Annotated in this window: 19 protein-coding genes; 7 read left to right on the top strand and 12 right to left on the bottom strand. The window is 63.5% G+C overall.

The genetic code is table 11. The features are described 5' to 3' along the window. Nucleotides 1-5 precede the first annotated feature (5 nt). From FB597_RS02445 to FB597_RS02425, 5 genes are all read left to right on the top strand, one after another. On the top strand, nucleotides 6-803 hold the full coding sequence (locus FB597_RS02445; RefSeq protein ID WP_141913243.1) for an inositol monophosphatase family protein: 798 nt from the start codon (nucleotides 6-8) through the stop codon (nucleotides 801-803). Nucleotides 804-877: 74 nt separating this feature from the next. After that, the gene (locus FB597_RS02440) at nucleotides 878-1,423 is read left to right on the top strand and encodes a VOC family protein (protein ID WP_141913242.1); all 546 of its coding nucleotides are present in this window, start codon (nucleotides 878-880) and stop codon (nucleotides 1,421-1,423) included. Between the two features lie 9 nt (nucleotides 1,424-1,432). Then, nucleotides 1,433-2,188, top strand: a complete 756-nt coding sequence (locus FB597_RS02435; RefSeq protein ID WP_141913241.1) for an alpha/beta fold hydrolase — start codon at nucleotides 1,433-1,435, stop codon at nucleotides 2,186-2,188. Nucleotides 2,189-2,411: 223 nt separating this feature from the next. Next, entirely contained in the window at nucleotides 2,412-3,932 is a 1,521-nt protein-coding gene (locus FB597_RS02430) for a DEAD/DEAH box helicase (protein ID WP_141913240.1), read from the top strand. A gap of 27 nt (nucleotides 3,933-3,959) precedes the next feature. Continuing rightward, nucleotides 3,960-4,445, top strand: coding sequence for a GNAT family N-acetyltransferase (locus tag FB597_RS02425; RefSeq protein ID WP_141913239.1), 486 nt, complete (start codon nucleotides 3,960-3,962; stop codon nucleotides 4,443-4,445). On the opposite strand, the gene FB597_RS02420 is transcribed toward FB597_RS02425, so the two are convergent. The 8 genes from FB597_RS02420 to FB597_RS02385 form a co-directional block, all read right to left on the bottom strand. Next, nucleotides 4,442-5,395, bottom strand: coding sequence for a fimbrial protein (locus tag FB597_RS02420; protein ID WP_222428634.1), 954 nt, complete (start codon nucleotides 5,393-5,395; stop codon nucleotides 4,442-4,444). The genes FB597_RS02425 and FB597_RS02420 overlap by 4 nt on opposite strands. Nucleotides 5,396-5,640: 245 nt before the next feature. Beyond that, nucleotides 5,641-6,774 (bottom strand): ABC transporter ATP-binding protein, encoded by a 1,134-nt coding sequence (locus FB597_RS02415; RefSeq protein ID WP_141913237.1) that lies wholly within the window; start codon nucleotides 6,772-6,774, stop codon nucleotides 5,641-5,643. After that, the gene (locus FB597_RS02410; protein WP_141913236.1) at nucleotides 6,771-7,421 is read right to left on the bottom strand and encodes an ABC transporter permease; all 651 of its coding nucleotides are present in this window, start codon (nucleotides 7,419-7,421) and stop codon (nucleotides 6,771-6,773) included. The genes FB597_RS02415 and FB597_RS02410 overlap by 4 nt, the downstream gene beginning before the upstream one ends. Nucleotides 7,422-7,433: 12 nt before the next feature. Beyond that, the gene (locus tag FB597_RS02405; protein WP_141913235.1) at nucleotides 7,434-8,339 is read right to left on the bottom strand and encodes a glycine betaine ABC transporter substrate-binding protein; all 906 of its coding nucleotides are present in this window, start codon (nucleotides 8,337-8,339) and stop codon (nucleotides 7,434-7,436) included. A 15-nt stretch (nucleotides 8,340-8,354) separates the two neighbouring features. After that, a complete protein-coding gene (locus FB597_RS02400; RefSeq protein ID WP_141913234.1) occupies nucleotides 8,355-9,068 on the bottom strand; it encodes an ABC transporter permease in 714 nt (237 codons plus the stop codon). A gap of 573 nt (nucleotides 9,069-9,641) precedes the next feature. Further along, complete coding sequence (locus FB597_RS02395; RefSeq protein ID WP_141913233.1) at nucleotides 9,642-10,340, bottom strand: DUF4197 domain-containing protein; 699 nt, start codon at nucleotides 10,338-10,340, stop codon at nucleotides 9,642-9,644. Nucleotides 10,341-10,443: 103 nt separating this feature from the next. Continuing rightward, a complete protein-coding gene (locus FB597_RS02390; RefSeq protein WP_141913232.1) occupies nucleotides 10,444-11,778 on the bottom strand; it encodes an MFS transporter in 1,335 nt (444 codons plus the stop codon). A 192-nt stretch (nucleotides 11,779-11,970) separates the two neighbouring features. Then, nucleotides 11,971-12,759, bottom strand: coding sequence for a helix-turn-helix transcriptional regulator (locus FB597_RS02385; protein WP_141913231.1), 789 nt, complete (start codon nucleotides 12,757-12,759; stop codon nucleotides 11,971-11,973). A gap of 148 nt (nucleotides 12,760-12,907) precedes the next feature. Between FB597_RS02385 and FB597_RS02380 the strand changes: the two genes are divergently transcribed. Together FB597_RS02380 and FB597_RS02375 are read left to right on the top strand one after the other, a co-directional pair. After that, nucleotides 12,908-13,822 (top strand): DMT family transporter, encoded by a 915-nt coding sequence (locus FB597_RS02380; RefSeq protein WP_141913230.1) that lies wholly within the window; start codon nucleotides 12,908-12,910, stop codon nucleotides 13,820-13,822. A gap of 166 nt (nucleotides 13,823-13,988) precedes the next feature. Then, nucleotides 13,989-14,393, top strand: a complete 405-nt coding sequence (locus tag FB597_RS02375; RefSeq protein WP_141913229.1) for a TM2 domain-containing protein — start codon at nucleotides 13,989-13,991, stop codon at nucleotides 14,391-14,393. Between the two features lie 246 nt (nucleotides 14,394-14,639). Here the strand turns inward: FB597_RS02375 and FB597_RS02370 are convergent, their stop codons facing one another. The 4 genes from FB597_RS02370 to FB597_RS02355 all read right to left on the bottom strand — a co-directional run bounded on the left by FB597_RS02370 (nucleotide 14,640) and on the right by FB597_RS02355 (nucleotide 19,830). Continuing rightward, the gene (locus FB597_RS02370) at nucleotides 14,640-15,509 is read right to left on the bottom strand and encodes a DNA ligase (protein WP_141913362.1); all 870 of its coding nucleotides are present in this window, start codon (nucleotides 15,507-15,509) and stop codon (nucleotides 14,640-14,642) included. Nucleotides 15,510-15,688: 179 nt separating this feature from the next. Further along, nucleotides 15,689-17,026: a hemolysin family protein gene (locus FB597_RS02365; RefSeq protein WP_141913228.1), complete on the bottom strand. Its 1,338-nt coding sequence runs from the start codon at nucleotides 17,024-17,026 to the stop codon at nucleotides 15,689-15,691. Nucleotides 17,027-17,183: 157 nt separating this feature from the next. Continuing rightward, entirely contained in the window at nucleotides 17,184-18,719 is a 1,536-nt protein-coding gene (locus FB597_RS02360; RefSeq protein WP_144768375.1) for a sulfite reductase flavoprotein subunit alpha, read from the bottom strand. A 97-nt stretch (nucleotides 18,720-18,816) separates the two neighbouring features. Beyond that, complete coding sequence (locus FB597_RS02355) at nucleotides 18,817-19,830, bottom strand: FAD:protein FMN transferase (protein ID WP_141913227.1); 1,014 nt, start codon at nucleotides 19,828-19,830, stop codon at nucleotides 18,817-18,819. Nucleotides 19,831-19,887 lie beyond the last annotated feature (57 nt).

Below are 19,887 nucleotides of genomic sequence, written 5' to 3'. Positions count from 1 at the left end.
TCGGAATGATCATCCCACCCATGCTCAACACGGCGATCAAGGCAGCCCGCCGCGCCGCAACCGTCATCAACCGGGCGTCGTTCGACGTCTCGCTGCTGAAAGTCACCCAGAAGGCGCACAACGACTTCGTCACCGAAGTCGACAAGGCCGCAGAAGACGCCATCATCGACGTGCTGAAGACCGCCTACCCCGACCACGCCATCCTGGCTGAAGAGTCGGGCGCTTCCGACAACCTGCACGACGAGAACGAAAACGTCTGGATCATCGATCCGCTGGACGGCACCACCAACTTCATCCACGGTTTCCCGCAATACTGCGTCTCGATCGCGCTGCAGCAGCGCGGCATCATCACGCAGGCCGTGGTCTACGACCCGACCCGCAACGACCTGTTCACCGCCTCCAAGGGCGCCGGCGCCTACCTGAACGAAAAGCGCATCCGCGTGGGCAAGCGCGACAAGATCGCCGACGCCCTGATCGGCACCGGTTTCCCCTTCCGCGACCTGGACGGCCTGAACGAATACGTCAAGATGTTCAAGGTCATGACCGAGCATAGCGCCGGCCTGCGCCGTCCGGGCGCCGCCGCGCTGGACCTGGCCTATGTCGCCGCCGGCCGCCTGGACGGCTTCTTCGAGAAGGGCCTGAAGCCCTGGGATATCGCCGCCGGTTCGCTGCTGGTGACCGAAGCGGGCGGCCTCGTCGGCACCTTCAAGGGCGACTCGGATTACCTCTACAAGGGCGACGTGATTGCCGGCAGCCCGAAAATCTTCTCGCAACAGGTCAACCTGCTGTCGGAATTCGCCTAATTTGCATACACTGCTCTCCTGAACCTCTCCCGCACACGGCGTCCGCCGCGGCGGGAGACGGCCGAGGAGACGACATGCCCATCCAGCCCATCCAGCCGGCCATCCCTGCCGGCGCCAGCCCAACCGCTCCCGCAACCTCTACCTCAAGCGCGCCCTACGCGCTGCCTCCCGGCTACCACAGCGTCACGCCTTATCTGATCGTCAATGGCACCGCCGCCGCCATCGACTTCTACCGCCGCGCTTTCGGCGCCACGGAAATCATGCGCCTGAACGGCCCCGGCGGAAAAATCTGGCATGCCGAAATCCAGATCGGCAACGCGCGCGTGATGCTGGCCGACGAATATCCGGAACTGGGTTTCGTCAGCCCGCAAACCCTGGGCGGGGCCGGCGTCAGCCTGCTGGTCTACGTTTGCGACGTCGACGCCGTCTTCGGCCAGGCCATCGCGGCCGGCGCGGCGCAGTTGCGCGCGGTGCAGGACCAGTTCTACGGCGACCGATCCGGCATGCTGCGCGATCCCTACGGCCACGTCTGGTCGATCGCCACTCATATCGAAGACCTCAGCACCGCAGAGATTTGCGCCCGCTCGCAAGCGTTGCTGGCCAAGCGCTGCAATAAATAAGGAAAAAACATGCCATTCGCCTTGAGCGACGGACGCCAGATCCACTATCAGGTCGAGGGCCAAGGCGCGCCACTGTTGCTGCACCACGGCTTCACCAGCAGCCTGGAAGCCTGGCGCTTCTTCGGTTTCACCGCCGCGCTGCGCGAACGCTACCGCGTCATCATGTTCGACGCGCTGGGCCACGGCCAGAGCGACAAACCGCACGAAACCAGCGCCTACAGCCAGCCCCAGCGCTGCCGCGACGCGCTCGCCGTGCTGGATGCGCTGGGCATCGAACGTGCACATTTCTTCGGTTATTCGCTGGGCGGCTGGGTCGGCTACGGCCTGGCGCGGCATGCGCCCGAACGCCTGTCCAGCCTGATCCTGGGCGCCGCCCATCCGGATGAAGACTTGAGTTGGAATGCCTTCCACGGCATCGATGGCCGCGATCCGGAAGCCTTCATCGCCGCCTTCGAGACGCTGCTCGACGAACGCATCTCGCCCCAGGTGAAGATGCTCATCCGCGCCAACGACCTGCAGGCCCTGGCCGCGGCAGCCCAGCAGCCGCGCCCCTCGCAGCAGGATGTGCTGGCGCGCATGGACATGCCCTGCCTGCTGTTTTGCGGCGACGCCGATGCGCGCCACGGCGCCGTGCAGCGCACCGCCGCACGGCTGGCACGGGGCGAGTTCGCCACCCTGCCCGGCGTGACGCATTTCGGCGGCCTGATGCAAAGCGCCCTGGTGCTGCCGCCGGTGCTGGATTTTCTGGCGCGCCAATCCGGCTGAGCTTGTCGCCTCGATGCGCCATATCGCGCGCCGGGGGACGGGCCTGGCAACAACAAAAGTCACGCGCAGAAAATAATTCTCTTCCAGCGCAAGCTGCGGCTGTTATACTGCGGCCAGCGCGGCATCCCTCCAGTCAAGTCCGCTGCCCTCTCCGAGTTTCAACCCCGTCTGCCTGCGACTGGCGCCCACTGCGGCGACAGGCCGAACCCATTTTCAGAGTCTCATGTCATTTTCCGCGCTCGGCTTGTCCGACGAAATCGTTCGTGCCGTTTCCGAACAAGGCTATACCTCCCCCACCCCAATTCAAGCTCAGGCCGTCCCTGCCGTCCTTTCCGGCGGCGACCTGATGGCCGGCGCCCAGACCGGCACCGGCAAGACCGCCGGCTTCACCCTGCCGCTGCTGCAGCGCCTGGCATCGGCGCCGCGCAACAAGGTCAACGGCCAGATCCCGATCCGCGCCCTGATCCTGGCCCCGACCCGCGAGCTGGCGGCCCAGGTCGAAGAAAGCGTGCGCCTGTACGGCAAGTACCTGCCGCTGACCTCGGCCTGCATCTTCGGCGGCGTCGGCATCAATCCCCAGATCGCGCTGCTGAAGCGCGGCATCGATATCCTGGTGGCCACGCCCGGCCGCCTGCTCGACCACATGCAGCAAGGCACGGTCAACCTCCAGCACATCCAGATCCTGGTGCTGGACGAGGCCGACCGCATGCTGGACATGGGCTTCATCCGCGACATCCGCAAGGTGCTGGCGGCGCTGCCGCCCAAGCGCCAGAACCTGCTGTTCTCGGCCACCTTCGCCGACGAGATCAAGAAGCTGGCCGACAGCCTGTTGACCAACCCGGCCCTGATCGAAGTGGCGCGCCGCAATTCCACCGTGGAAGTGATCTCGCAAAAGATCCACCCGGTCGACCGCGACAAGAAGCACCCGATGCTGGCGCACCTGATCAAGGCTCATCAATGGAAACAGGTGCTGGTCTTCACCCGCACCAAGCACGGCGCCAACAAGCTGGTCGAACAACTGGCGCGCGACGACATCAGCGCCATGGCGATCCACGGCAACAAGAGCCAGTCTGCGCGCACCAAGGCGCTGGCCGAATTCAAGGACGGCAAGCTGACCGCGCTGATCGCCACCGATATCGCCGCGCGCGGCATCGACATCGACCAGTTGCCGCACGTGGTCAACTATGACCTGCCCAACGTGCCCGAAGACTACGTGCACCGCATCGGCCGCACCGGCCGCGCCGGCGCCACCGGCGAAGCCGTGTCGCTGGTCTGCATCGACGAGCGCGACCTGCTGCATGACATCGAACGCTTCATCAAGCGCGAGATCCCGGTGGAAGTCATCCCCGGGTTCGAACCCGACCCGACCGCCAAGCCGCAGCCGATCCAGCTGCGCAGCGGCGGCGGCCGCCACCAGAACCAGGGCGGCGGACGCGGCCAGCGCAATGCGCCGCCGCGCAAGGCTGGCGGCAATGCTCCGGCCGGCGCCAAGCCGGCCCAGGGGCAAGGCCAGGGCCAACGCGGCAATGGCAATGCCAACCAGGCGGCCAAGCCGCGCAATCCCGCCAATGGCGCGCCGAATGCCGGCGCCGGACCGCGCAAACCGGCGCGTCCGCAAGGCGCCCACGGCGGCAATGCCGGCAACGGCGGCGGCCATCAGGGTCAGCCGCGCAGCCAGGGCCAGCGCAATGCCGGCGGCGGCAAGCCATCGGCGCTGACGCATGGCGGCACACGAGGCAAATAAGCACGCTTACCTTCGCTGCCAGAGCCCATGCAAATCGACATCATCAAGGCCGATCTGGACCTGCCGGCCCACGCCGCCGCCCTGTTCGAGGTATTGAATGCCTATGCATCCGATGCCATGGGCGGCGGCAAGTCGTTGCCGGATTTCGTCCGCGACAACCTCGCCATCGAATTGAAGAAACGCCCCACCGCGCACGTCTTCCTGGCGTTCGACGGCGAACGGGCGGCTGGCCTGGCGACCTGCATCGAAGGGTTTTCCACCTTCGCCTGCAAGCCGCTGCTCAATATCCACGACCTTGCCGTCATGCCCTCATACCGGGGACAAGGCATCGCCCGCCGCCTGATCGCACGGGTCGAAGATGAGGCGCGTGCGTTGGGCTGCTGCAAGGTCACGCTGGAAGTCCTCGAAGGCAATGCCGTGGCGCGTGCGCTCTACCGCAGCAGCGGCTTCGCCGGCTATGAACTGGATCCGGCCACGGGCAAGGCCATGTTCATGCACAAGCTGCTGGATTAATAGAAGGTGAAATTGACCCTGGCGCCGGCAGTGACCCGGCCAGGCGTCACCGTAGCCCCCGGCGCCGCACTCATGCGCGCCCTGAAAGCATAGCGAGCCATCGCCGGCTGGGCGCCAAAATCAATATCCGTATTCAGTGGAATGGGTTCACCGGCCGCGCTGAGCAACTGCACGTTGACACCGGCGGCAGCCTCTGTTGCGGCGGCAGTGTTGCTCAGCGTGCCCTCCATTCCCCTGACCGCCATCGAGCCTGCCGCTGGCGTGAAACGGATTTTCACCATCGCATTGTTCTGGCAGTTCATCTCCAGATTGAAGTTCTCCTGTGCCGAATGACGGTCGGCCTGCATGGTTGCGGCCGTAACCCTCCCCAGCCGAACCACGGAAGGCATGCTGAATGTGCAGGGATTGACCACCACCGTACCGCCGGCGAGTTGATAACCGATCGTCGCGTAATTGTCGACCCGTGTGGTGAATACTGTTTCTCTCGCCAGGCTGGCGCTGGCCAATGCATCGGAGGTTTTGACAAAAACCAGTTTGAGTACGGAATTTCCCGACGAAAAACCTACGGGCACGCCATTGTAAATTGCATAAGCATTGCAACGAAGCTCATCCCTTGCCCCCAAGGCGTAGATACCACCGCCCCCTGTGCAGACACTATTGCTCCCTCTGACGTAACTCCCTGTAGGAACGAAACGCACTCCCAATCCCGGAATCAGCCTGCCATTGCTCCCCATCACGGGCATGATGCCATTTGTAAGGCCTTCCAGCGGCCGAACCGTTGCGCTCGTCCGTACATTATTGGGCGTACTGCAACTAATTTCGTAACTGTTGGGTTGACTGCTCACCTCGCCTAGCACCGCCCCTACCGGCACATCGCGCGTTATGGTCAGGTTCGGCGCCGGAATGATGACTGGAGCGGTCGACCCTCGTTCCGTGCATGGCGCAGCCATACTGTTTGCGTGCAATAGATACGCCACGAAGAACGGCGCGGATCGCCAGCAGGTTCGGCATAATTCGGAAACGAATCGCATCATTTCTCTCCACACAAATGGAATCAGGATCGCGATAGTCTATTGAGCACTCCCTTGGGTTTCTTTAAGAAAAATCTGGAAATAGCCCTAACCCGGCATTTCTTTGGGCAGGCATAAAAAAAGCGGCGCATATGCGCCGCTCTTGCCACTGGCCCAACACCTGCTTATGCCGCCATCGCCATGCCGCGCGAACGGCCTGAGCTCAGGTAACTGGCGATGGAATCCTGGGTGACTTCACCGACATAGCTGCCGTCGCTGTCGATCACCGGCATCCAGCTGGTGCTGTGCTTGTACATCTTCGAGAGCACCACGCGCAGGTTCTCGTCCGGCGCCGCGTTCATGGTGAACGGGCGCACCTTCCCGGCCGCATCGCCCGCATTGCCGCGCACGTCGCGGCGGGTCAGGTAGCCGATGGCGCGATTGTCGCTGTCGGTGATGGTCAGGTAACGGGCATCCTCGTCGTCCATCAATGACAGCGCCTGGTCGCAGGACACATCCGGGCGGGCGGTCTGGGGCGTGGTGGCGGCCTCGCCGGCGCGCACCAGCAACAGGCGTTTCAAGGTATGGTCCTGGCCGACGAAGGCGCCGACGAACTCATCTTTCGGACGCGCCAGCAAGGCATCGGGATGGTCGAACTGCACCAGCTTGCCGGCGCGGAAGATCGCCACCTTGTCGCCCAGCTTGATCGCCTCGTCGATATCGTGGCTGACCATGATCACGGTCTTCTTCAGTTGGCGCTGCATCTGGAAGAACTCGTTCTGGATCGTCTCGCGGTTGATCGGATCGACCGCGCCGAACGGTTCGTCCATCAGCAGTACCGGGGCGTCGGCCGCCAGTGCGCGGATCACGCCAATGCGCTGCTGCTGGCCGCCGGACAGTTCGCGCGGATAGCGCTTGAGGAATTTCACCGGATCCAGGGCCACCATCGCCATCAGTTCGGCGGCGCGCTCGCGGCAGCGCTTCTTGTCCCAACCCAGCAGGCGCGGGACGATGGTGATGTTTTCTTCGATGGTCATGTTGGGAAACAGGCCGATCTGCTGGATCACATAGCCGATATGGCGGCGCAATTCGACTTCATCGATGCCGGTGGTGTCTTCCCCGTTCAACAAGACCCGGCCCGAGGTCGGGCGGATCAGGCGGTTGATCATCTTCAGGGTGGTGGTCTTGCCGCAGCCGGACGGGCCGAGGAAGACGCAGATCTCGCCTTCGGCGACCTTGAGGCTGACGGTGTCGACCGCCTTGACCTGGATGCCGTCTTTCTGGGTGTAGGTTTTGCTCAGTTGGTCCAGTTCGATCATTTTTGCAGTCCTTTCGGAGTCAAGATTGTCTGCAGGCGTTGCAGCAGGAAGTCGGCGATGATGGCCAGCACGCTGATCATCACGGCGCCGACGACGAGTTTTTGCATATTGCTTTGGCTGATGGCGTGCAGGATCAGCACTCCCAGGCCGCCGGCACCGATGACGGCAGCGATGGCCATCACGCCGATGTTCATCACCACGGCGGTGCGCACGCCGCCCAGGATCACCGGCACCGCCAGCGGCAGTTCCACCATGCGCAGCCGTTGCCAGAAGGTCATGCCGATGCCGATGCCGGCTTCCTTGATGCCGGCTTCGATGTTATCCAGCGCCAGGTAGGTATTGCGCACGATCGGCAGCAGCGAATACAGGAACACCGCGGTGATCGCCGGCAACGGGCCGATGCCGGCGCCGAACTGCGAAAACACCGGGATCATCAGGCCGAACAGCGCGATTGACGGTATCGTCAGCACCACGGTCGCCAGGCTCAGCAAAGGGCTGGCCAGCCAGCGCACGCGCACCACCAAGATCCCCAGCGGCACGCCGATGAGGATCGCCAGGCTGACCGCGATGCCCACCAGCTTGAGATGCTGCAGCGTCAAATTGAAGATGTTGTGCCAGTCGGACTGGAGGTATTGGAAGATATCCATGCTCATCCCTCCTCAGATCAGGCCGGCTTGCTTGAGGAAATCCGCCGCGACCTTGCTGACGGGTTCCTGGTCGATGTCCACGCGCTTGTTGAGCTCGGTCATCTTTTCGGTGTCGATGCTGGCGGCCAGCGCATTGAGCTGTTCGGCCAGTTGCGGGTTACGGTCCAGGATCTCCTGGCGCACCACCGGCGTGGCCTTGTAGGCGGCGAAGTAGCCCTTGTCGTCATCCAGCAGCTTCAGGTCGAACCCCTTGATACGGCCATCTGATGCATAGGTCAGGCCCACGAACAGTTGCTCGTTCTTGAGCGCCGTGTAGACCAGGCCGGGATCCATCTGCTTGACAGCGCCGCGCTCCAGCTTGAAACCGTACAGTTCCTGCATCGGGCCCAGGCCGTCCGGGCGCGATGCGAATTCGTAGTCCACCCCCATCAGGCGCAGATTCTTGGCGCCGTCCTGCGCATCGGCATTGATGCGGTCGGCCAAGTCTTGCAGCGAATTGATGCCGTATTCGTCGGCGATCTTTTGCGGCATGGCGAAAGCGTAGGTGTTGTTCAGTTCCGACTCGTTCAGCCATGCCAGGCCGCGCGGCACGTCCAGTTCCTTGACCTTTTCGTAGATCTGTTCGGGTTCGAGTTTCTCTTCGATGTGGTTGTAGACGATCAGCGCGGTGCCGGTGTAATCCCAGACGATGTCGAGCTGGCCGCTCTCCAGTGCCGAACGCATCAGCGTGGTGCCCAGGCCGTTCTTGAGATCGGCGCCATACCCCTTGGCGCGCAGGTATTGCGCGGTCATGTTCGACAGGATCAGCTGCTCAGTGAAATTCTTGCCGCCGACGACCAGGTTCTGCGCCTGTGCCCTGGCGGTGCCGAACATGGCCAGTGCCATGATCAGCGCGCATGCGATGTATTTTGTTTTCATGATGGTCCTCCCTGATTAAGCGCGCAAGCCGCGGCGGGAAAGATAGATGCCCGACAGCGTGGTGACCAGCGCATCGAGCGCCAGCGCCAGCACCGCGGTGGCGGCCGCACCCAGCAGCAGCTGGCCCTGGTTGTTGAGATAGATGCCGGGGAAAATCAGCCCGCCCAGGCTTTCGCCGCCGATCAGCATCGACAGCGGCGCCGTGCCGACATTGATCGCCAGCGCGGTGCGCACGCCGCCGACGATGATGGGCAAGGCATTGGGCAGTTCGACCCGGAACAGGATCTGGTACGGCTTCATGCCGATGCCGCGCGCCGCTTCCTTCAGGGAAGCCGGCACGTTCTTCAAGCCTTCATAGGTGTTGCGCACGATGGGCAGCAGCGAAGCCAGCCACAATGCCAGGATGGTCGGCCAGTTGCCGATGCCGAAGAATGCCAGCGCCAGCGCCAGCACCGCGATCGACGGGATGGTATTGCCGATGTTGAAGATCTGGATGAACGCCTCGGCGAAACGTTGCGCCGAAGGCCGGGACAGCGCGATGCCGGCCGGGATGCCGGCGGCCAGCGCCAGCGCCATGGAACAGAACACCAGTTCCAGGTGCTTGCCGGTATAGTAGATCAGGTCGCCCCGGTACTTGTGGATGACATCGGGGCCGATCCACCAGACCAGGCCCGCGATGACCAGCGCAAATGTGGCTGCGCCAGTAAAGACGTGACGAAGACGCGTCATGTTACCCCCTTGGTATAGCTGACGCGACATGACGCCGCGGCAACGGGTTTTAAGAATCGATTGTGCGTGGTTCGTTGCCCGGTGGAGGGCGAATCATTTGGATACGAACCGAAAGCTGCAGGGCAGCGATGAAACCGAAGAAAGCTTCGGCGATGATGCTTACCGGACAAGAAGGATGGCCGAAGAGGCGATCCGCACTGCATGCCGGAAAATTTGACTACCCGCGAACGGGCCAGGAATTGCTAAGGGTCGTTGTTGAACAAATTATGTCACCAGGACAACCGATAGTATAAAGCAATCTCTTAATGAAGTCCAGAAATGTAGGAATTGAAAGTCATAACCCCGGGATCTTAAGCGGCCAAAATAGTTCCCAATGCGGGGCAATAAGATAAAAAACCCACACAAAATGCAGGGATAAAATTGCCGTCCCGCCCTTTCCCGGCCGCGCTTCCTGCCCATCCCGGGACGCGCCTGCCACGGTAAAAAAATCGCCTGCCCCGAACATCGAAGCAAGCGATTTTCATGCATCTCGCCGCCGATCCGTACAGCGCCGGCGGTCATGCCATCACGGCCTCACTTGAGCGCACCGAACACCTTGCCAATGATCGCGCTGCCGCTGCCGACCGGATCCTTGCGGATGGCTTTTTCTTCCTCGCTAATCATCAGGAACAGGCCATCCAGCGCACGCTGCGTCACATAGCCCTCGACCGTGCTCTGGTCGCCCGATACCAAGCCGGTCTTGGCGACCTGGCCCATGGTGGCGTTATACCTGGACGAAAGGCCATTCTTGTCGGTGATTTTCTTGACAATAGGCAGGAATTTGGTGGCCAGCTCGCCCGAGGTCTTCTGGCGGAAGAAATCCGTCACCGAAGTATCGCCGCCGGACAGGATGTTCTTGGCGTCCGACACCGACATCGACTTCACGGCATTGACCAGCAGCGGCTTGGCCAGCGGCACCGCAGCCTCGGCGGCGTGGTTCATGTCCACCACCAGGTCATCCACCTTCTGTCCCTGGCCGGTCATGCGAATGAGCGGCATGGCCTGTTCCAATGCGCTGGGCAGCTTGATCTTGACCTTGTCGTTGTTGAGAAAACCGTTTTGCTGGCCCAGCTTGGAGACGGCCACATTGGCGCCCTTCTCCAGCGCCGCCTTCAAGCCGCTGGTCGCATCCTGATTGCTGATGTCGGACAGCGAAAAGGCGAACGCGGCGGTGGCCGACAACAGCGACACGCCCAGGACGGCACGGCGCAGGGAAAAAGAAATCAGGGACATGGAGAACTCCGGTAAGTGACGGGACGATGCCCGCGTGTCGATGGCATCTTCGCGATCATACCGGCCTTGGGCCGGTCAAGCCAAGAACGGCTTGACCGGCGCCTTACTTGCCGCGGGACAGTTCCAGCCCGGCATTGCGCGGCAACTTGCCGGTGATGGGCACCGAAGCGATCGAGAACAGGCCGATCACCAGGAAAGCCGGCCAGAAGTCCGATTCCACGATGGTGGCATGGCCCTGTACGTAGTTCGACAGTTGCAGCACGATGCCGGCGATGGTCACGCCCATGCCCAGCGAAAGCTGCTGGATCACGCTGGCCAGGCTGGTGACGCGGCCGGCGTCGCGGCTGTCGATGTCGGCATAGGCGATCGAATTCAGGCAAGTGAATTGCAGCGCCGGGAAGATGCCGCCCATGAGCACGATCAGCGCGATCAGCAGGTACGGCGTGTGGATGCTGAAAATGCCGTAAGCGGCCAGCGCGATGCCGGCGAACACCGCATTGACCATCAGCGTCGTGCGAAAACCGTAGCGACGCAGCACGGAAGACGCAATCAGGCGCATGAACAGCGAACCGAATGCCGAGGCGCAGGTAATGGTGCCGGCCTGGAAGGCCGTCATGCCCAAGCCTTCCTGCAGCGCCAGCGGCAGCAGGAACGGCACCGCCCCCAGGCCGATGCGAAACAGCGAACCGCCCACCACGCTGGCATGCAGCGTCGGAATGCGCAGCAAGCGGAAGTCCAGCAGCGGATAGTCGATCTGGGTCGAATGGCGGTAATACATGACCAGCGCGATAGCGCCGATGGCGCACATGGCGATCGGCGTGGCGCCGTCAACCAGATGGGTGCCGAACAGCGACAGGCCCAGCATGATCAACGCGGCGCCCACCGAGGTCAGCACGAAGCCCTTCACATCCAGCGGCGCCGGGTCGTCTTCGACGAAATTTTCGATATAGCGTCCGGCCAGGTAAAGGCCGAGGAAACAGATCGGGATGTTGATCAGGAACACCCAGCGCCAGTGGAAATAGGTGGTGATGAAACCGCCCAGCACCGGCCCGACCACCGGCCCCAGGAGCGCCGGCAACGTCAGGTAACTGACCGCCTTGACCAGCTCCGCCTTGCTCACCGAACGCGCGATGATGACGCGCCCCACCGGCACCATCATGGCGCCGCCGATGCCCTGCAGGAAACGCGCCGCCACGAACGTGACCAGCGAACCCGATACCGCGCACAGGATGGAGCCGACCATGAACACCACCATGGCCGAGCGGAACACCTTGCGCGCGCCCAGCTTGTCGGCCATCCAGCCCGAAATCGGGATGAACACGCCAAGCGCGGCGACGTAGGCCGTCATCGCCAGCTTGAGGGTGATCGAATCCTGGTTGAGGTCGCGCGCGAGCGCAGGAAGCGAAGTGGCCAGAACCGTGGCGTCCATGTTTTCCATGAACAGGGCACAGCCGACAATAAGAGGGACAAGCAACGAAGGTCGCACGGTTGCAACGGATGGCTGGTGAATGAAGCGGAAGCCTTCGCTCCCGACAGCGCATCAGTTTACACCAGTTGACGTTTCCCTGCGGGAAGCCCTGCCGTGCGTGGCATTTAGAACTCACTTCATCAATGGGCGTGAGATGCGTTCTTACGCATCGCCCGCGCCATTGCGGAAGAACCGGCTGGGCACGCAGCCGAAATGCTTGCGGAACATGGCGGCGAAGGCGCTCTGGCTGGTGTAGCCATGCGCCAGCGCCACATCGATCACCTTGTCGCCGCGCGCCAGTTGTTCCAGCGCGAGCAACAGCCGCGCCTGCTGGCGCCAGTGGCCGAAGCGCATGCCGGTGTCGGCCAGAAAGCGCCGATGGAAAGTGCGGGTGGCGATCGACAGCCGTTGGGCCAGTTGCGCCACCGATATCGCCTGCTCCGGCTCGGCCATCAGCGCCTGGCAGATACTGCGCAGTCCCGGCTCCGCCGGCAACGGCAGATACAGCGGCAACACCGGCACCGAGCGCAGTTCCAGCACCAGCAAACGCAACAAGTGCCATGCCCGCGAATCCGGCAGCAGTTCGGCCCCCAGTCCGAGGCCGACCGCGGACACGATCAGCTCCCGCAACAGCGGCGGAATGTCCAGCACGCAGCTTTGCTGCGGCAGGTTAGGCAATTCCGGGGGATTGATGAGGACGGTGCGCATCTTGACGTCGCCGCGCATGCGCACCAGATGCTCCACCTCCGGCTGCAGCCAGACACCGCGTGTAGGCGGCACCACCCAACGGCCATCGGCGGTTTCCACGCACAGCACGCCTTCGATCGCATACAGCAACTGGGCATGCGGGTGGCGATGCGGCGCAATGACGTGGCCGTGCGGGTAATCGATGGCCAATGCGCCACAAGGCGCATTGGCCGCGATCAGATCTTGGTAATGGGTAGGATCCACGAGCGCGAAATACGACCAAGTGTCACTTTTGAGATAAGAAAAGGCATTTTAGCACGCGAACGACTACGCAAATCCGGGCAGGATGGCATGGCGCTGGAGGACAGTCTCCAGCCGCCCGACCTTCCATCCACCCATCAGCGTTCATGCCATGCCACTGACCTCCTATCTTTATCCCTTCCTCGCCATCGTGCTCTGGGCCGGTAACGTCATCGTCTCCAAGCTGGCCGCCTCGGCCATTTCGCCGGTGGCGATCACCTTTTACCGGCTGGTCCTGCTGCTGGCCCTGATGAGTCCCTTCGTCCTCCGGCCGTTGTGGAACAACCGCGCGCTGATCCGCCGGCATTGGTGGCAGCTGGCCCTGTCCGGCCTGCTGGCCATGGCCGTTTTCCAGAGCCTGTCCTACCGCGCGGCCGAAAGCACCACGGCCACCAACATGGCCATCGTGACGGCGCTGATCCCGCTCCTGACGGCCCTGCTCTCGGTCGTGGTACTGGGCGAGGCGGTCACGCTGGGCATGGCCGGCGGCGGGGCGCTGTCCTTCCTCGGCCTGCTTTACTTGGTCGGCCACGGCGACATCTCGGCGGCGCTGCGCGGCGGCGTGCATCTGGGCGATGCGCTGATGCTGCTGGCGGCGCTGTCTTACGCCTTGTACGGCGTTCTGCTCAAACGCTGGAAGATGAACGTGCCGGCCTGGCAGGCGATCTACATGCAAGCCATCGCCGCGCTGCTGTTCATGCTGCCGCAATTCCTGATGCTGGCGCCAGGCGCCGCCGCGCTCGATGCGCGCACGCTGCCGCTGATCGCCTACTCCGGCATCGGCTCGTCGATCCTGCTGTCCTTCCTGTGGATAGAAGGCGTCAAAAAGCTCGGCCCCAGCCGCTGCAGCATCTTCATCAACCTCCTGCCGGTGCTGACCGCGCTGTTCGCCATCGCCTGGCTCGATGAAAGCATGCACGCCTACCATGCCATCGGCGGCGGCGTCAGCCTGATCGGCGTGCTGCTGACGCAAATCGTGCAAAGGCCGCTGCTGGGCGCGCGCAGGCTGCCGGCCAACCGTATCTGAACCGTATCTGAAGGCTCGCCGACCAGCAGAAAGCCAAAGGAAAAACTTGGAGGGACCTTGAACAGGTTCTAAGATGGGGCTCCGGGAGGGTCGACTACAATATAATCGCCCTCCCCAAAAACCGAGGCATCGCACACCTCACACATTTTTAATATACGGAGCCCGGATGACCAACGACACCCATAGCAAAACCCTCGGCTACCTGCTCTGGATCTTCGGATTCACAGGCGCGCACCGCTTCTACTACGGCAAGCCGGTGACCGGCACGATCTGGTTCTTCACCCTCGGCCTGCTCGGCATCGGCTGGATCATCGACCTGTTCCTGATCCCCTCGATGGACCGCGAAGCCGATACCCGCTTCGTCGGCGGCGACAACAATTATTCGCTGGCCTGGCTGCTGCTGACCTTCCTCGGCATCTTCGGCGTGCACCGCATGTATATCGGCAAATGGCTGACCGGCATCCTCTACCTGCTCACCGGCGGCGTGTTCCTGCTGGGCGTGCTGTACGATTTCTGGACCCTCAACGCGCAAATCTCCGAACGCAACTTCCGCAGCAAGGCGCCGGCCTGAACCGCATGCAGCCGGAGAACCGCCCCAGGCTGCAGATGATCCGCGCATAAAAAAGGCCCGCATCCTTTCGGATGCGGGCTCCCCACTCCATAACGACATTACTTCCGCCACCTGCTCCCCCACGAGCACAACCAATTCATGAGCAGGTGACAGTTCCAGTATCGTCAGCGCGATCTGGCTTGAATATAAGAAAATTCTCAAAAAAATCGGATAAATATTGCATCAAAAGCAACCGTCATCCTTGCCTCAATCGCTGCGTTCCCGCAGCAGCACGGCAAAACGCGGCTTGCCGCTGGCATGCCGGCCCCGAAAGCGATAGGTGATGGTGCTGCCCAGCGGCGGCGGCGTGCGACGTTGCGCATCGGTGAGGCCGCTGCCGATATTGAAACGCACCCCATCCGCAGTCTCCACCGACAACGCGCCGACCATGCCCTGGTACTTGCCCTTGCCGGGCAGATAAGCGACTACCCTGGCTTCGGCATCTTCCATCGATTTGAACTTGAGCAGGTCGTCAGTGCGCCCGGCCAGGTAGAGCGAGGCGCCGCGATGCAGCATCAGGCCTTCGCCGCCCTGCTTTTCCACCTCATCCAGCCATGCCTGCAAGGCCCGGTGGCTGGCCACCTTGCGCTGGCGCACCGCCACCACCCAGTCTTGCGAAATCGCGCCCGCCAGCGCCGGCAAGGCGGCCAGCCGCCGATCGAAGTTTCCCGGTTCCTGCGGCAGATCGAACACCATGAAACTGATGCCGCGCCACGCCTGCTCATCCGGCACTTGCCGGCGCACCGTGGAGACAGTCTGCTCGAACCGCCCGCGTCCGCCCCATAACTCGCCATCCATCGCGCGCTGCGGCCAGCCGCGCGTAAACCATGCCGGCGCCTGGATCGTCTCGCCGCCGCGCGTGAGCAGGCTGCGGCCATCCCAATAGGCGCGGATGCCGTCGTATTTCTCGCTCACCCAGAAATCGGCCAGCGGCACGCCCTCGCGGTACACATTGGCCAGCATCAGGGGCGGCTTGCCCGCGGCCTGCGCCGGCGCTGCCAACCATCCTGCCGGCAGCGCCAATGCCGGCAGCAAGCGCAATGCCGCGCGCCGGTTCGGCCTGTGCCGCGGCCCCATGCCAGGCGACAGCCGGGAATACGTCTTGGCGATCCGGCTCGCAACGGCGGCAAAAAGAATCGAATGAAGAGAGAGGATGCGACGGCGGATAGGCATGCGGGTTCCTGTTCTTTCCCGCCCGCCGGCGCGCCGCTGCGATGCGGCACGCGCGCCCCGTCATGTTGGTGTCGACCGGATGGTCAGAGGTTGCCGGCAGCTTCCTTGCTGGTCTGCGGTTCGCTCTTTTCTTGTTTGAAGCGAGTGACCAGCAACTGGTTGATTTTGTTTCCCTCGATATCGACCGCCTCGAACTTGAAACCCGAAAAGAGCACAAAGTCGGTTTTTTTCGGGATCTTGCGCAGCATGTACATGATGAAACCGGCCAGCGTCTCGTAGCCGACCGGGTTCGGATACTCTTCGATGTCCAACTCGTTCATCACGTCATTCAAGGGCGTCAAGCCATCCATCAGCCATGAGTTCTCGTCGCGCCGCACGATTTGCTGCTCCTCCTCCGGCATGGACAGCAAGTTCCCCATCAGCACGTTAGTGACATCGGTGATGCTGATGATGCCCACCACCAGCGCATATTCGTTGACCACGATGGCCAGGTCCTCGTCCATCGCCTTCATCCGCTCCAGCACCTCCCACAGGTTCAGGCTGTCGGGAATCGACAAGGGGCTATGCACCAGGCCCTTGTCCGCCAGAGAAAAACGTTCGCCCTTGAGCAGGCGCTTCAAGACATCCTTGCTGTCGATGTAGCCCAGCACGACGTCGATGTTGCCGTCGCACACCAGGAAACGCGAATGCGGGTGGTCGATGATCTTTTGCTGGATGGTTTCCTCGCTGTCGTTCAACAGGAAGTAGACGATATTCTCGCGCTGCGTCATGGCCGACGGCACGTAACGGCTCTCCAGCTCGAATACGTTTTCGATCAGGTGATGCTCCTGCGTGAGCAGCACGCCGGCCTGGGCGCCGGCATCGACCATCGCATGGATCTCATTGGGCGTGATCACCTCCTGGCGCACCTGCGGCAAGCCGAACAGCGTGAAGATCCATTTTGACAGGCTGTTGAAAAACCAGACCAGCGGCCTGAACAGGGTTTCCAGCAGCAGCATCGGCTTGACCAGCGCGACGGCCGCGCGTTCCGGCGCCACCATCGCCAGCCGCTTGGGCATCAGGTCGGCGAACAGGATGAAGAAGGCCGTCACCGCCAGGAAGGACATGGCGAAGCTGATGCTCTCCAGCCAGGGGCCTTGATAGAACGTTTCGACAATCAGGCGCATGTGCGGCGTCAATGCCGGCTCGCCGACCACGCCGCCGAGGATGGCGACGGCATTGAGCCCGATCTGCACCACCGTGAAAAAATTGCCCGGCTGCGCCTGCAGCGCCAGCACGCGGTCGGCATTGGCATCGCCCTCCTTGGACATCATCTCCAGGCGGATCTTGCGGGAAGCGGCAATGGAAATCTCGGCGCAGGAGAGGAAGGCGCTGATCACCACCAGGAGAAGGATCAGCAAAAAGCTGGCGAATATGCTCATTTTGTTCTTCTCTCTTTGATTTGACGCCCCATTTTCTCGCGCAACGGGCAGAAAACGCAAATCATCGAAAAAGAATATCCCGCTACGCCGGCCCAAGGATCGGGAAAACCGCATACAGGATGCGCCGGCAGCCGGCCTCAAGATCGTGCACAGGTTCTCAGTACACGTCGCGCCGGTAGCGCCCTTGCTCGGCCAGCGCGATCAGCGCCTCTGCGCCGAGGATATCCTGCAAGGCGGCCGCGACGCCCGCCGCCATCCCCTGCAGGCTGCCGCACACATAGATGTACGCGCCTTGCCCGACCCACTGGCGCAAGGCATCGGCCGACTGGCGCAGCCGATCCTGCACATAGACGCGCCCGGCCTGGTCGCGCGAGAACGCCAGGTCCAGGCGCTCCAGCATTCCCTGCGCCTGCCAGGCTTCGATCTCGTCGCGGTGGAAGAAATCGGTAGCGCGCGAACGCTCGCCGAACACCAGCCAGTTGCGCCGGTGCCCGGCCGCCGCCCGCGCGCGCAAGTGGGCGCGCAAACCGGCCAGCCCGGTGCCGTTGCCGACCAGGATCAGCGGACTGGCGTCGGGCGGCGCGTGGAAACCGCTGTTGCTGCGCACGCGCAGCGCCAGCTCCTGCCCTTCCCGCGCATGCAGGGTCAGCCAGCCGGAACCGATGCCGGGACGGCCATCGGCCTGCGCCATGCGGCGCACCAGCAGGTCGAGCGTGCCGTCCTGCGGCAAGGAGGCGATGGAATATTCCCGATGCGGCAAGGGCGGCAATTGCGCCAGCATCTGCGCCGGCGCCAGGCCGCGCAAGGCATCGATGGCCGCTGCTTCCTGCGGCAGCATCCGGCTCGCCAGCTCCCGCGCCAGCGGCTCGCCTGCCAACGACAGCGTCTGCATGAAACGATGCACCTCCTCATCGCCGTTGCGCGGGCCGATCTCGGCGATATCGCCGGCCTGCCATTGCGGCGCCGGCAAGTCCAGCGGCGTCAGCGACAAGTGAAACGCCGGTCCGCCCGCACTGCCCGGGTTCAACAGGCGACGCTGCGCCAGGCGCCAGCGGCCGTAGCTTGGCGCGCTCCAGTCGGCATCGTCGGTATGGCCGGACAGCACGCCAAGCTGGTGCTGCCAATGGCGCAAGGCCCCTTCTTCGCCATTGTCGACTTCGACCGTATCGAACAACGGCTGGGCGCGACGGCGGCGCAGCCAGGCCGCCAGCGCATGGCCGAAAGCGCAGTAGCGCGCATAGCTGCGGTCGCCCAATGCCAGCACACCGAACTGCAGGCCCGCCAGCGAGGCATCTCCCATCGCGTCAGCCATGCGGCGCGCGAAACCCGCGGCGCCGTCAGGCGCGTCGCCCTCGCCGGTAGTGCTGGCGATAAACAGCGCCTGGCGCGCCGCCTGCAAATCCTGTTCCGTGAGCCGGCCCAGCGGCAGCACACGCACCGCCATGCCGCCCTTGCGCAGGCTTTGCGCAGACTGCAACGCCAGTTGCTCGGCAAAACCGGTCTGGCTGGCGAAGACGACCAATACCGTCCCGTCGGCGGCGCACGGATCGGTATGGCTAGCATCGGCCGCCCACAATTTTTCCTGCTCGCGCTGGGCGCGCCTGTACTTCAATACGGTCACTGTGCAAAACACCAGATACGCCAGCGCGATCAACGCCGCCAGCAACCAGCGGCCCTGCATGCTGTCGGCCATGTGCGTGCGCCAGGCGCCCCAGCCGGCCAGCACGGCCGCGGCGCAGGTAGCGACCAGTTGCGTGGAAGTCGATGCCGTCAGCTTGCCCATCGCGCCTTCAATCCAGCATGGCGGCCAAAGCCGGCGTCATGCTTTCGCTGAAACCGGACGCGCCGCCGCCGATGAACAGCGCCGCGATATTGCGCTCGCGGGCGAAGGCCATGCCCTCTTCCACGCCCAGCACGGTCAGCGCGGTGGCCAATGCATCGGCCACCATGCATTGCGGATGCAGCACCGTGACCGAGGCCAGGTCATGCCGCACCGGACGGCCGCTGCGCGGATCGATGGTGTGCGCATAGCGCCGGCCGTCGCGTTCGAAATAGCGCCGGTAGTCGCCCGAGGTGGCGATCGCCAGCCCGTGCAGCGCCACCAGCAGGCCTTGCGCCGCCGTATCCTGCGGCGGCCGTTCCAGCGCCACCCACCAGGGCTGTCCATCCGCCTTCACCCCGAAGCCGGAAAGCTCGCCTCCCACTTCGGCCAACCAGCTCACGCAACCGGCTGCGCGCAACGCCTGCGCCACCAGGTCGACCGCATAGCCCTTGGCGATGCCGGAGAAATCCAGGTAGGCCCCGCCCGGCTGCAGCGCGCTGCGCGCGGAACGGTCCAGCGCGATGCGTTGCCAGCCGCAGCACGCGCGGGCCGCCTGCAACGCAGCTTCGTCCGGCACTTCGCGAAACGGCACAGCACGCTCGCTCTGCGGCCCGAACCCCCACACATTCACCAGCGGCCCGATGGTCGGGTCGAAAGCGCCGCCGCTGTCGGCCGCCATCGTCAACGCGGCATCAAGCACGGTATGGAAAGCCTCCGGCAAACTGTGCCAACTGCCGGCCGGCGCGCGGTTGAAGCGCGACAGGCTGGAATCTTCCTCCCAGGTGCTCATCTCGCGGATCACCCGCTCCAGCTGCGCCTGCACGGCAGCCGCAATCGATGCGCGCGCCACGCCCTTGGGCGCCAGCGCCTGCACATTCCAGGAAGTCCCCATGGCGGCGCCGGACAGGCGATACTCGACGACGCCCGGCGGCAATACCGGCGGCTCGTCCAGGTCAAGCGGAATCAATACACGGTTGGACATCGGCTGACAAACCCAATGCAAGGGGGAGCGCTTGCCGCGCTCCCCGGAAACAAAAAC

It is taken from the genome of Herbaspirillum sp. SJZ099 (assembly GCF_007828355.1).
GTDB lineage: Bacteria > Pseudomonadota > Gammaproteobacteria > Burkholderiales > Burkholderiaceae_D > Herbaspirillum.
Note: the sequence above shows the minus strand (reverse complement) of the source record. Positions and strands in the feature narration are given on the sequence as shown.